At 42.5% G+C, this 12,734-nt stretch carries 13 protein-coding genes; all 13 read right to left on the bottom strand.

What is annotated here, in order from left to right; genetic code table 11:
• Positions 1-373: 373 nt before the first annotated feature.
• The 13 genes from L3V41_RS19610 to L3V41_RS19550 all read right to left on the bottom strand — a co-directional run bounded on the left by L3V41_RS19610 (position 374) and on the right by L3V41_RS19550 (position 12,730).
• Positions 374-2,149, bottom strand: a complete 1,776-nt coding sequence (locus L3V41_RS19610) for a choice-of-anchor I family protein (RefSeq protein WP_237128333.1) — start codon at positions 2,147-2,149, stop codon at positions 374-376.
• Positions 2,150-2,289: 140 nt separating this feature from the next.
• Positions 2,290-3,648, bottom strand: coding sequence for a bifunctional UDP-N-acetylglucosamine diphosphorylase/glucosamine-1-phosphate N-acetyltransferase GlmU (gene glmU / locus L3V41_RS19605; RefSeq protein ID WP_237128332.1), 1,359 nt, complete (start codon positions 3,646-3,648; stop codon positions 2,290-2,292).
• A gap of 267 nt (positions 3,649-3,915) precedes the next feature.
• On the bottom strand, positions 3,916-4,338 hold the full coding sequence (locus L3V41_RS19600) for a F0F1 ATP synthase subunit epsilon (RefSeq protein ID WP_054554812.1): 423 nt from the start codon (positions 4,336-4,338) through the stop codon (positions 3,916-3,918).
• A gap of 13 nt (positions 4,339-4,351) precedes the next feature.
• Positions 4,352-5,737 (bottom strand): F0F1 ATP synthase subunit beta, encoded by a 1,386-nt coding sequence (atpD, locus tag L3V41_RS19595; protein WP_054554811.1) that lies wholly within the window; start codon positions 5,735-5,737, stop codon positions 4,352-4,354.
• Positions 5,738-5,769: 32 nt separating this feature from the next.
• Positions 5,770-6,630 (bottom strand): F0F1 ATP synthase subunit gamma, encoded by an 861-nt coding sequence (atpG, locus tag L3V41_RS19590; RefSeq protein ID WP_062568484.1) that lies wholly within the window; start codon positions 6,628-6,630, stop codon positions 5,770-5,772.
• A 59-nt stretch (positions 6,631-6,689) separates the two neighbouring features.
• Positions 6,690-8,231, bottom strand: coding sequence for a F0F1 ATP synthase subunit alpha (gene atpA / locus L3V41_RS19585; RefSeq protein WP_054554809.1), 1,542 nt, complete (start codon positions 8,229-8,231; stop codon positions 6,690-6,692).
• A 14-nt stretch (positions 8,232-8,245) separates the two neighbouring features.
• Positions 8,246-8,779: a F0F1 ATP synthase subunit delta gene (gene atpH / locus L3V41_RS19580; RefSeq protein WP_062568483.1), complete on the bottom strand. Its 534-nt coding sequence runs from the start codon at positions 8,777-8,779 to the stop codon at positions 8,246-8,248.
• A 16-nt stretch (positions 8,780-8,795) separates the two neighbouring features.
• Entirely contained in the window at positions 8,796-9,266 is a 471-nt protein-coding gene (atpF, locus tag L3V41_RS19575; protein ID WP_054554807.1) for a F0F1 ATP synthase subunit B, read from the bottom strand.
• Positions 9,267-9,308: 42 nt separating this feature from the next.
• Positions 9,309-9,542 (bottom strand): F0F1 ATP synthase subunit C, encoded by a 234-nt coding sequence (gene atpE / locus L3V41_RS19570; RefSeq protein WP_004335261.1) that lies wholly within the window; start codon positions 9,540-9,542, stop codon positions 9,309-9,311.
• Between the two features lie 56 nt (positions 9,543-9,598).
• Positions 9,599-10,456 (bottom strand): F0F1 ATP synthase subunit A, encoded by an 858-nt coding sequence (gene atpB / locus L3V41_RS19565; protein ID WP_062568482.1) that lies wholly within the window; start codon positions 10,454-10,456, stop codon positions 9,599-9,601.
• 15 nt (positions 10,457-10,471) lie between these two features.
• Positions 10,472-10,852, bottom strand: a complete 381-nt coding sequence (locus tag L3V41_RS19560; protein WP_062568481.1) for an ATP synthase subunit I — start codon at positions 10,850-10,852, stop codon at positions 10,472-10,474.
• 160 nt (positions 10,853-11,012) lie between these two features.
• Positions 11,013-11,924 (bottom strand): ParB/RepB/Spo0J family partition protein, encoded by a 912-nt coding sequence (locus L3V41_RS19555; protein ID WP_062568480.1) that lies wholly within the window; start codon positions 11,922-11,924, stop codon positions 11,013-11,015.
• A 20-nt stretch (positions 11,925-11,944) separates the two neighbouring features.
• Positions 11,945-12,730, bottom strand: coding sequence for a ParA family protein (locus tag L3V41_RS19550; RefSeq protein ID WP_062568479.1), 786 nt, complete (start codon positions 12,728-12,730; stop codon positions 11,945-11,947).
• Positions 12,731-12,734: the final 4 nt, after the last annotated feature.

The following is a 12,734-nucleotide window of genomic DNA, read 5'->3' as shown; positions in this document are numbered from 1 at the left end:
TAAAGAACGTTGCGACGTTGTCGCTAGGGATGCGTATAATACATCCTTAATTTTTCGAGTCAACACTTAATTTTAAACTTTCTTTTTAGACCGTTTTAAACCGAAGTTTTACTTAACTCTCTGTCACCTTGTTCAGCGTCTTTCGTTGCTGCCTGCCGTGTCAGTGGATGCGCATTATAGGGAGATGGATTTTTTACGCAAGCACTTTTTGAAGGTTTTTTTGATTATTTTCAAATTAGTACAATAACCATACAAATAAGGGGCTACAGAGGGGTTTTAGCTCAAAAAGCAGTCATTTTTGTGAGGATAAAATGGCATAGAAAAAGCGACATGCCTTAAATTAGCTATGTCGCTTTTTATTTTATAAGGTGGATTAGTTAGTAGAAATTTCCCAAACAGCGATTGAACCCGAAATTTCATTACCAACAACTAGCAGTGCTTCATTCGTTGCACTTTGTTCTGCAGGTATAAATGCCATACCTTCAGGGGCAAGATCACCCGTAATATCTGCATCGGCTTCTAAACTTCGATTAAAAAAGTAATCTTGGAATGTCACATTGTATGGATTAGTAATATCAAACACCATAATGCCACCCATACGCTCTAGACCAATAAATGCAAATGTACGTTCGCCAATCGTACCCAGCGCTAATGCTTCTGGTTCAGCACCTTTATCATCAGAGCGACTATCACCGTCATTTTCATCTTCGTTATTATTGAATGCTTCCCCATGAACTGATGCAGTAATGCGTGAGATTTGATCGCCAGAATCAAAAACCACCATGCCGTTACCATCCCAGATGGTAAAAGAGCGGGCACCATATGCATAGAGTGATTCATATTCACCATTATTATCTTCATCACCTTTAACAGTGGTCACTTTTAAACGGCCAATATCACTGTTGTCATTGTTCAGGTAGTCAAAATTGCTTGCCAGTGTTAAGTCTTTAGCTCTGGTTTCATCTATATACGATAAACAACCATCATCTACATCGTAATCAAGACCACCTTTTGCTAAACAATCAGCTTCGTCGCTTGTATCAAAGAAGTATTCTCGTGCATCACCTTCGTTCGCTGTGACAATAAAGTTAGCACCTTTCCAGGTAAAGCTTGAAATAGTATCTGGTTGATACATGCCATAGAGGCCCGGGTACGATTTAAAGTTAACGCCACCATCTTTATCTGATGCATCAAAGAGTAAATTAGACCAATCTTTAAAACCTAAACCTTTAAGCTCTAGGCTATTATCTTCGAGATTGACGATAGCAAGGGCGTTATTTTCTTGTAGTGACACGTAGGCAAACTTATTGTCTTTTGTAATGCTGATGTATTCAGGCTCTAAATCCATAGCCACGGTTGTATTAATCAAATTACCGTTGATTGTTCGACCTGTCGGGTTAGCAAATACAACCCCAAGTTCTTCAAGCTCTGCTTGTTTATCGTTATAAGCAGAAAAGGTAATGCTAATAGCAGTATCTGCAATTACACCATCGTTGATATTAATAATGCTAATTGAGCCTTCAGGGTCAATACTGTAATCACCATTAGGTTCACCTTCATTTGCAACCAATACTTTTTTGCCGTCATGACTAAATGTGACCATGTCGGGCAGGGCGCCTACCGTTACATTCTTAATAAACTGAGGCTCATCGCCACTAATATCATAAAATGCAATTAAGCCAGCATCACCGGTATTACTGGCTGCCATTGCGACGGCTAAAAATTCATTATTAGCATCAATAGCGATACTGTTTGCATCGCCAGCACTGTGCTCATTCAGTGCAAGGGTAATCTCTGAGGTTAAATTAGTGCCGTTTATAACCCCTTCGTTATCTTTTACTAAAGCTGCAGAGTCAAAACTATCGGCTTTTATGATATTCACAACGGCAGAATCACCCGAGCTATTAATAGCAAAAATTCGTTGTTTAGAAGTTTGATAAGCGACAATTTCTGCTGCCCCTTCAGGACTTTCTGCGTTAAGCACTGCACGACCGATAAGATTTATACTTAAAGTAGCGTTTGCATCTTCGCCATTTGCTCCGTCTTGACCTGCTGGACCTTGTAGGCCGTCTTTGCCGTCGTCACCGTCTAATGAGCAGCCAGTGAGAATGGTTAAAAGTGATAGCGCAATAATTGATCTTTTTAACATTATTATTTTTCCTTGGTATTGTATTGACCCAATTACAACACGCAGGCATTACAGCTATATGGCACTTTTATGAGAATAAATCAGCCACAAAAAAAGCGAGTACAAACTCGCTTTTCTCTATAAATTAGTAGGGTAGCTCACTACTTTTTGGTTGGACGCTTCCAGCCAGTTAGATTACGTTGTTTGCCACGAGCGACTGCAAGCTGCTCGTCTTCAACAGTATTAGTAATCACAGAACCTGCGCCAACCGTTGCCATTGAGCCAATATTCACCGGTGCTACTAGTGATGAATTAGACCCAATAAAGGCGTTATCACCGATAATAGTTTTTGATTTGTTTACGCCATCATAGTTACAAGTAATAGTACCTGCGCCAATATTCACTTTTTCACCAACTTCAGTGTCACCTAAGTAGGTAAGGTGATTTGCCTTTGAGCCTTTGCCTAAGCGAGTCTTTTTCATCTCAACAAAGTTACCGATATGCGAGTCTTCTTCCATAATCGCACCAGGGCGAAGGCGAGCATAAGGGCCAAGAGTACATTTAGCTGCAACCGTGGCTTCTTCAACAATTGAATTAGCTTTAATAATGACGTTATCACCAATAGTGCAATCTTTAAGTACGCAGTTAGGGCCAATTTGCACGTTATTGCCTAGTGTTACTTTACCTTCGAAAATAACATTAACGTCGATGAGTACATCTTCGCCTGTTGTTACTTCACCACGCACATCAATACGAGCAGGATCAGCAAGTGTTGCGCCGTTCAGCATTAGTTCTTCTGCTTGCCATGCTTGATAAGCACGCTCAAGTGCCGCTAATTGCACTCGATTGTTAGCGCCTTCAACTTCCATCGGGTGCTCAGGCTGTGCAGAAGTAATTTCAACCCCTTCGCTGTGTGCCATCGCAACGATATCTGTAAGGTAGTACTCACTTTGGGCATTATTGTTAGATAGATTACCTAACCAACGTTTAAGTAACTCACCATTGGCAGCCATAATACCAGTATTGATTTCTTTAATTGCGAGTTGCTCAGGCGAAGCATCTTTTTGTTCAATAATGCCGACTAGCTTGCCATTTTCGCGAAGCATACGGCCATACCCAGAAGGGTCGTCTAAAGTGACCGTTAATACTGCAAGACCATTTTTTGGGGTCACAGCAAGTAGCTTTTCTAATGTGGCACGTTTGGTCAATGGCACATCACCATAGAGAATCAACACAGTGTCGTCATCAGCAATGTGCTGCTTAGCAACAGCCACCGCATGGCCAGTACCAAGTTGCTCTTCTTGTAATACCCAGTTTACTTGATTGTGTGATAGGGCAGCTTGTAGCTGATCACGACCATGACCGTAGACAAGGTTTGTTTCACGAGCACCAAGGGCAGTGGCATTATCAATCACGTGTTGCACCATAGGTTTACCAGCAACTTTGTGTAATACCTTTGGTAGTGCTGAGCGCATACGAGTGCCTTTACCCGCAGCAAGAATAACGGTTGTCAGAGACATTAAAACAATATCCTTCTTTCTTTGTTTTATTTACTGATTGGAGTAAGTAATTAATTACCCAAGGTTACGTAAGTCACCTCATGTGCAAATACTCAATCCTAATGCTCAGGACTGAACCTTAAATGAAAAACCCACTTACTTTTGATACAAGACATTCTATCGGGGTTTGATGAAGGATATAAGTGTGATAACAGCATCTTTACGAAAAATTTATGCTTAGACACAAAAAAGCCCACATGAAGTGGGCTTTTCGAAAACCGAGTAGGCTTACTTTTTACGTAATTGTTGAATTACGCGAAGTTGAGCGATTGCTTCAGCAAGTTGCACTGCAGCTTGTTGATAATCTAACTCAGCAGTTGACGTATTCGCCATTTGCTCTTCAGCATCACGTTTCGCTTTTTCAGCCGCTTGCTCGTCTAGGTCTTCACCACGTACTGCAGTATCTGCAAGAATCGTGATGCGATCCGGTTGAACTTCTAGCGTACCGCCAGCAATATACATCACGTCTTCGTGACCAAATTGCTTAACTAAACGTACCATACCAGGTTTTAGGGCAGTTAATAATGGAGCGTGACCATAGTTAACACCAAGGTCACCTTCACTACCACTCACTTGAATCGATTCAACCAGACCAGAGAACAAGCTCTCTTCTGCGCTTACTACGTCAAGATGTACAGTCATAGCCGCCATACTACCCTCCTAATTACATGCTTTTGGCTTTTTCTTGAGCTTCTTCAATAGAGCCAACCATGTAGAACGCTTGCTCTGGCATATCATCAAACTCACCGTTTAAGATACCTTTGAAGCCAGCAATTGTGTCTTTAAGTGACACGTATTTACCAGGCGCGCCTGTGAATACCTCAGCAACGAAGAACGGCTGAGATAGGAAACGCTGGATTTTACGTGCACGAGATACAACTTGCTTATCTTCGTCAGAAAGCTCGTCCATACCTAGGATTGCGATGATGTCTTTTAGTTCTTTATAACGTTGAAGAACTGTTTGAACGCCACGCGCTGTATCGTAGTGCTCTTGACCGATTACTAATGGGTCAAGTTGACGTGAAGATGAATCAAGTGGGTCTACCGCTGGGTAGATACCAAGTGAAGCGATATCACGCGAAAGTACTACTGTTGCATCTAAGTGAGCAAACGTTGTTGCTGGAGATGGGTCAGTTAAGTCATCCGCAGGTACGTATACCGCTTGGATTGAAGTGATTGAACCCGTCTTAGTCGATGCGATACGCTCTTGAAGTACACCCATTTCTTCAGCAAGAGTTGGTTGGTAACCTACTGCTGAAGGCATACGACCTAGAAGTGCTGATACCTCTGTACCCGCTAGAGTATAACGGTAGATGTTATCAACGAAGAAAAGTACGTCACGACCTTCGTCACGGAACTTCTCAGCCATAGTAAGACCCGTTAATGCTACGCGTAAACGGTTACCCGGTGGCTCATTCATTTGACCGTATACTAGCGATACTTTATCTAGTACGTTTGAGTCGTTCATCTCATGGTAGAAGTCATTACCCTCACGAGTACGCTCACCAACACCTGCGAATACTGAGTAACCGCTGTGCTCGATTGCGATGTTACGGATAAGTTCCATCATGTTTACGGTTTTACCAACACCGGCACCACCGAATAGACCAACTTTACCACCTTTAGCGAATGGACATACAAGGTCGATTACCTTGATACCCGTCTCTAAAAGTTCTACTGAACTTGATTGTTCTTCATAAGAAGGTGCTGCACGGTGAATAGACATACGCTCTTCTTCACCAATTGGACCAGCTTCATCAATAGGGTTACCTAATACGTCCATGATACGACCTAGTGTCTTCGTACCTACAGGAACGTGGATTGGCTGACCTGTACCTTCTACTGCAGTACCACGACGTAAACCGTCAGTAGTACCAAGTGCGATACCACGTACCACACCGCCACCTAGCTGTTGTTGAACTTCTAAAGTTAAACCCGCTAAGTCGCCATCTGTTACTTTTAGTGCGTCATATACGGCTGGCACGTTGTCTTGTGGAAATTCGATATCCACAACGGCGCCGATAATTTGGACGACCTTACCTAAACTCATGTCTATTCCTCTCATTAAACTTTGCCGAAGCGTTAAACTGCTGCCGAACCGCCAACAATCTCACTGATTTCTTGTGTGATTGCAGCTTGACGAGCCTTGTTATAAACAAGCTGTAACTCATCCATAAGGTCGCCTGCGTTATCAGTTGCAGCTTTCATTGCAACCATACGGGCAGCCTGTTCAGAGGCAGCGTTCTCAACTACACCTTGGTATACTTGAGACTCAATAAAGCGTACTAACAGAGCTTCTAAAATCGCATCTGGGTTTGGCTCATATAAGTAATCCCAAGAATGTTGAGATACTTCTTCTTCAGCTTTTGGCAAAGGGAGTAACTGATCGATTGTTGGCTCTTGCTTCATCGTATTAACGAACTTGTTAAATACGACGTATAAGCGGTCAATTTTACCTTCAGAGTATGCATCTAGCATTGTCTTTACAGGACCAATCACGTCTTGTAGTGAAGGTGTATCTCCTAAGTTCGCTTTTTTAGCGACTAACTTACCGCCAAAACGTTGGAAAAAGCCAGCTGCTTTGCTACCTAAAGTAGTAAATTCAGCTTCAACGCCTTTTTCTTTCCACGCTTTCACGTCTAGGGCAACTTTTTTGAACTCATTTGAGTTCAAGCCACCACATAGACCACGGTCAGTAGAGATAACAATATAACCAACTCGTTTTACTTCACGCTCTTCTAAGAAAGGGTGAGTAAAATCAAGATTTGCTTGAGCAACACGACCAATCACTTGGCGTAAGTTTTCAGCGTATGGACGGCTTGACGCCACACGTTCCTGCGCTTTTTTCATTTTAGACGCAGCAACCATTTCCATTGCGCTGGTGATCTTCTGAGTATTCTTGATACTCCCGATCTTGCTTTTAATCTCTTTTCCGCTGGCCATGACTCTCTCTCCGAATCAGGTGGGCTTTAGTTGCCTAAAGCTCACCATTCATAACTAAATTACCAAGTTTGCGTCGACTTGAACTTCTCTAGAAGTTCTTTAAGTTGCGCTTCAATCTCAGCGTTGTAGTTACCAGTTTCATTGATTTGAGCCATTAGCTCTGCGTATGTGCTGTTTGCGTAAGAAATTAGGCCAGCTTCGAAATCCATGATTTTCGCGATTTCGATATCTTTTAGGTAGCCTTTTTCAGCAGCAAATAGCGACAGAGACATTTCAGCAACAGACATTGGTGCGTACTGTTTCTGCTTCATTAGCTCTGTTACGCGCTCACCATGCTCTAATTGAGCACGTGTTGCATCGTCAAGGTCAGACGCGAACTGCGAGAACGCAGCTAATTCACGGTACTGAGCTAACGCTAGACGGATACCACCACCTAGTTTCTTAACGATTTTAGTTTGCGCTGCACCACCAACACGCGATACCGAGATACCAGCATTAACAGCTGGACGGATACCTGAGTTGAATAAGTCAGTTTCTAAGAAGATCTGACCATCGGTGATAGAGATAACGTTTGTCGGTACGAACGCAGAAACGTCGCCGCCTTGAGTTTCAATGATTGGCAATGCCGTCAATGAACCTGTTTTACCTTTCACTTCACCATTAGTGAACTTCTCAACGTAATCAGCGTTTACACGTGATGCACGCTCTAGAAGACGTGAGTGAAGGTAGAATACGTCACCTGGGTATGCTTCACGGCCTGGTGGACGCTTAAGTAGTAATGAGATTTGACGGTAAGCAACAGCTTGCTTAGATAAATCATCATATACAATTAGCGCGTCTTCACCACGGTCACGGAAGTATTCACCCATAGTACAACCAGAGAATGGTGCTAGGTACTGAAGTGCCGCAGATTCAGAAGCAGATGCAACAACAACAATCGTGTTTTCAAGTGCACCGTGTTCTTCTAATTTACGTACTACGTTAGCGATAGTAGATGCTTTTTGACCAACTGCAACGTACACACACTTAACGCCTGTACCTTTTTGGTTGATGATAGCATCGATTGCTAATGCAGTTTTACCCGTTTGGCGGTCACCGATCACAAGCTCACGTTGACCACGACCTACTGGGATCATCGCATCGATAGATTTATAACCAGTTTGTACTGGCTCATCTACTGATTGACGTTCGATAACGCCTGGTGCGATTTTCTCAACAGGTTCAAAACCGTCGTTATCTAAAGCGCCTTTACCATCGATAGGTGCACCTAGTGTGTTAACAACACGACCAAGTAGACCACGACCAACAGGAACCTCTAGGATACGACCAGTTGATTTAACTTTTACGCCTTCTTTAAGGTCAGCGTAAGGACCCATTACTACTGCACCTACTGAGTCACGCTCAAGGTTTAGTGCGATAGCATAACGGTTGCCAGGAAGCTCAATCATCTCACCTTGCATACAGTCAGCTAGACCGTGGATGCGGATGATACCGTCAGTAACAGATACGATAGTACCTTCGTTACGAGCTTCACTTACAACTTCGAACTGCTCAATACGTTGTTTGATCAGATCTGAAATTTCAGTGGAATTAAGTTGCATGCTCTTTTTCCCAATTACGATTGTAGTGATGTAGCTAAGCGGGCTAATTTGCCACGTACAGAGCCGTCAATTACAGTGTCACCCGCCTTAATGATAAGACCGCCAACAACTGTAGTATCTTCACTACAATTCAGCTTAACTTTGCGTGCGAAACGTTTTTCAAGTGCCGCTACCAATGATGCTTGCTGCTCAGCAGCAAGCGGTGTTGCAGAAACCACATCTACGTCGATTTCTTTGTCGTAGTCCGCTTTAAATTCAGCGAATAACTCAGCAACAGCAGGCAGTGCAACTAAACGTCCATTTTCAGCCATCACCTTGATTAGGTTCTGACCTTGTTCGTTGAGCTGCTCTGCACAGATCTTGATAAACAGATCGGCTTGTTCAGTAGCAGTAGGCAATCCAGCTAGCGCGGCAGCGGCTTGCTCGTTGCTGGCAACATGGCCAGCAAAGAACAGCATGTCGTTCCAACTTTCAACAGTGCCTTTTTCAACGGCAAGTTCAAAAGCCGCTTTAGCGTATGGGCGAGCGATAGTAGCCAATTCAGACATGCTCATACCCTCCTAATTACAGCTCAGCGACAAGTTTTTCAACGATGTCACTGTGTGCGGCTTGATTGATTTCGCGCTCTAAAATCTTCTCAGCACCAACCACTGCCAGCGTCGCTACTTGTTTACGTAGTTCTTCTGTTACACGGTTACGCTCTGCTTCGATTTCAGAGTGCCCTTGAGCAATAATTTTTTCACGCTCTTGTTGACCACGAACAGTTTCTTCGTCAACGATTAGCGTGGCACGCTTTTTAGCTTGTTCAATGATATCAGCCGCTTGAGCTTTTGCCTCTTTAAGCTGCTCAGCAGCTTTCTTTTGCGCAAGTTCTAAGTCTTTTTCGGCTCTATCAGAGGCAGCTAAACCATCTTCGATTTTCTTCTGGCGAGCTTCAATTGCACCATTTAGTGGTGGCCATACGTATTTCATACAGAAAAGTACGAAAACCGTAAATGCAATTAATTCACCGATAAGAGTGGCTGTTAAGTTCACGACCGCTCCTCCTTAAAATAGTAAGCTGTTCAAAAAATAATATTAAAGTACGAACAACAATACCATTGCGATACCAACACCAATCATAGCTACAGCATCGATTAGACCAGCAAGGATGAACATCTTAACTTGTAATGAAGGTGCAAGCTCAGGTTGACGAGCACACGCTTCTAGGAATTTACCACCCATGTTACCGAAGCCGATAGCAGTACCGATTGCACCGAAGCCGATAAGTAGAGCAACAGCGATATACTTAAGACCTAATACTAGTTCCATTTTTTTCTCCAAAGTTTCAATTGTAAATTAAAGTTAAAATTTAAAAGTGTAAAAAATTAGTGATTATCTGAGCTTGCCATGCTTAGGTAAACGATAGTCAGCATCATAAATACGAATGCTTGTAATACGATTACTAAGATGTGGAATGCAGCCCAAATAAAGTGCAACGGTAGTTGCATTAAACCAACTGCGCCGATCAAGATGAAAATCAACTCACCAGCATATAAGTTACCGAATAAACGCAGTGCTAACGAGAATGGCTTAGCAACTAAAGCGATTGTTTCTAGTAATAAGTTACATGGGATTAAGAACACCATCGCTAGCTTGTTATTAGAGCTAAATGGGTGAAGCGTTAATTCAGCTATGAATCCGCCAATCCCTTTGATTTTGATTGCGTAACCGATCATCAGAATGAATACACCAATAGCTAGTGCAGCAGTCATATTGATGTCTGTTGTCGGTACAATCTTCATGTAAACATCGTGAGGGTCCATACCAAATGCTTGCTCGCCAACGAAGCCAGCGAATGCAGGTAGGAAATCAACCGGAATCAAGTCCATTAAGTTCATTAAGAACACCCAAACGAAAATCGTCAGAGCTAATGGAGCGATTAATGCGCTTTTACCGTGGTATGTGTCACGTACGTTGTCACCAACGAACTCAACAATCATTTCAATGAAGCACTGAAATTTACCAGGTACACCGGTATTTGCTTTTTTAGCGGCACTACGGAAGATCCATAAAAAGACAAGACCTAAACCGATTGACCATGCGAGGGTATCTATATTCCATGTCCAGAAACCACTGTCTGCACACGCTTTGTTGAAGGCAAGACCAGCGTCGGTCGAGCACATCTTAGCGTTCGTTAAGTGGTGCTGAATATGGCTTGATAGAGTTACTTCTTCTGCAGCCATGTTATATCCCAAAAGTTAATGATTAAAAAAAACGGGCGCAAACAATCCACTGAACAACACCAATACATACACACAAAAAAACGGCAATAAAATGACCGTATAAGACTTCAGTATTAGTGCGAACAATACGATTGTTAGCATAAATTTTAATCCGTTGCCGCGCTTGAGCGAGGCATACACTTGATTTGTCCGACTAGCACCCATATATCTAAATGCATAGACGACAAATACAAAATTAGGGAGTAGTGCAACAGCTCCGCCAGCAAGCGCTGACTGGCCGGCATTGACTCCCCAACCTACAAAAACAATTACTGCAGCGATAAGCGCTACGATACCCTGAAGACAAATTAATTTAAATGCGGCAAGCCGATATGGCTTTGCTAACTTATTAGTCACGTTTTATTAACCTTGTAAACGTTCAAATTGTCAGGGTATGAAAACTGGCGAAATTATACTGATTCCTACCAGTTTTGCAACTTGAGTCGACCCTTTGTAGTGCAAAAACACCACAAATGTCTCTTTTTGGACATGTTATTAATTAATGACGGGAATAGTCTTAATTTATACGGCTTAAAATGCCATCTAACTCATCAAGATTTGTATATGAAATAACCAGCTTGCCTTTGCCCTTTTTGTTGTAGTTTATTTCAACTTTAGCGCCTAGATTTTCAGCAAGCTTTTGCTCTAACTGTTTGACATCTGGATCTTTTTCTTGCACTTCTTTTTCAGGTGCTGGTTCTAAAATAGCGCGTACTAATTTTTCTGTTTCACGTACTGTTAATGCTTTAGCGACGGCCGATCTTGCGGCATCAGACTGCGCTTCACCGTCAAGTGCTAATAAACAGCGCGCATGACCCATTTCAATGTCGCCATGCTCTAACAATATTTTAACATCGTCGTTAAGGTTATTCAGACGCAGTAAGTTAGTTACTGTAGTACGCGATTTACCAACGGCTTCTGCGACTTGTTGGTGAGTCAGTTCAAATTCATTCAACAAACGATTAAGAGCAATCGCTTCTTCCATTGCATTGAGATCTTCACGTTGAATGTTTTCAATAAGGGCAATAGCAACAGCAGCTTCGTCTGGCACGTCCTTGATGATACAAGGCACGGTATCTAACTTTGCCAATTGGGCTGCACGCCAACGACGCTCACCAGCGATAATTTCGTATTTATTTGCACCAATAGGGCGCACAACAATCGGCTGAATAATACCTTGTGCTCGTATTGAGCTTGCTAATTCTTCTAGCGCTTCTTCAGACATGTCTTTACGAGGTTGATATTTACCCGACTGTAAAAACTCAATCGCTAACTTTTGCAGTTCACCTTTACTTTGCTCTGCAACAACCTCAGAGACTTGTTCTGGCTTTGCTGTAGCTTGTTGCTGATTATCTGCACTAGGGGCAGGTTTTGATGAACTTAATAAAGCATCGAGTCCTCGGCCTAAACCGCGTTTTTTAGCAGACATGTTATTTTTTTACCTCAAAGTTAGGCTACTGCTGAAGAAGTTTTCTCTTTTCTACGTAACATTTCACCGGCAAGGGCTAAGTATGCTTTAGCGCCACTTGATGCACGGTCATAATACATGGCAGGGGCACCAAAACTTGGCGCTTCTGCTAAACGGACATTACGTGGGATAACGGTACGATAAACTTTATCGCCAAAATGTTGTTTTAGTTGTTCAGATACATCATTTGCAAGGCGATTACGCGGATCATACATGGTGCGTAAAATACCTTCAATTGTTAACGCTGGATTTACTAACTTAGATAGTTGCGTGATGGTATCCATCAATGCGGTTAAACCTTCAAGGGCATAATACTCACATTGCATCGGAACTAAAATCGAATCTGCGGCAGCCATAGCATTAACCGTTAGCATATTAAGTGAAGGTGGGCAGTCGATAAAAATGAAATCGTATTGGTCTTGAATTTGTTCAAGTGCATTGCGTAAGCGCACTTCACGTGCAAACAATTCCATTAATTTAACTTCTGCGGCTGTCACATCCCCATTTGCTGCAATTAAATGATATTCACCTGACGTTTCTTTATTAATAACTTCATTAATCGGGGTTTCTTCAATTAATAAATCGTAAATCGTTGCTACATCGCCGTATTTATCGACACCGCTACCCATAGTAGCGTTTCCTTGCGGATCAAGATCGATTAATAACACTTTACGCTTCGTCGCAGCCATAGATGCCGCAAGATTCACAGCGGTGGTTGTTTTACCAACTCCCCCTTTTTGGTTTGCTAATGCGATGACTTTTGCCACAGTG

Source organism: Pseudoalteromonas sp. L21 (assembly GCF_021728035.1).
GTDB lineage: Bacteria > Pseudomonadota > Gammaproteobacteria > Enterobacterales > Alteromonadaceae > Pseudoalteromonas > Pseudoalteromonas arabiensis.
The sequence above is the reverse complement of the archived record's forward strand: the minus strand, read 5'-3'. Positions and strand labels throughout refer to the sequence as shown.

Coding starts and splice junctions, on each gene's coding strand:
- L3V41_RS19610 (WP_237128333.1), bottom strand. CDS start 2,149: ATGTTAAAAAGATCAATTATTGCGCTATCACTTTTAACCATTCTCACT.
- glmU (WP_237128332.1), bottom strand. CDS start 3,648: ATGTCTCTGACAACCGTTATTCTTGCTGCGGGTAAAGGCACTCGTATG.
- L3V41_RS19600 (WP_054554812.1), bottom strand. CDS start 4,338: ATGGCGGCTATGACTGTACATCTTGACGTAGTAAGCGCAGAAGAGAGC.
- atpD (WP_054554811.1), bottom strand. CDS start 5,737: ATGAGTTTAGGTAAGGTCGTCCAAATTATCGGCGCCGTTGTGGATATC.
- atpG (WP_062568484.1), bottom strand. CDS start 6,630: ATGGCCAGCGGAAAAGAGATTAAAAGCAAGATCGGGAGTATCAAGAAT.
- atpA (WP_054554809.1), bottom strand. CDS start 8,231: ATGCAACTTAATTCCACTGAAATTTCAGATCTGATCAAACAACGTATT.
- atpH (WP_062568483.1), bottom strand. CDS start 8,779: ATGTCTGAATTGGCTACTATCGCTCGCCCATACGCTAAAGCGGCTTTT.
- atpE (WP_004335261.1), bottom strand. CDS start 9,542: ATGGAACTAGTATTAGGTCTTAAGTATATCGCTGTTGCTCTACTTATC.
- atpB (WP_062568482.1), bottom strand. CDS start 10,456: ATGGCTGCAGAAGAAGTAACTCTATCAAGCCATATTCAGCACCACTTA.
- L3V41_RS19555 (WP_062568480.1), bottom strand. CDS start 11,924: ATGTCTGCTAAAAAACGCGGTTTAGGCCGAGGACTCGATGCTTTATTA.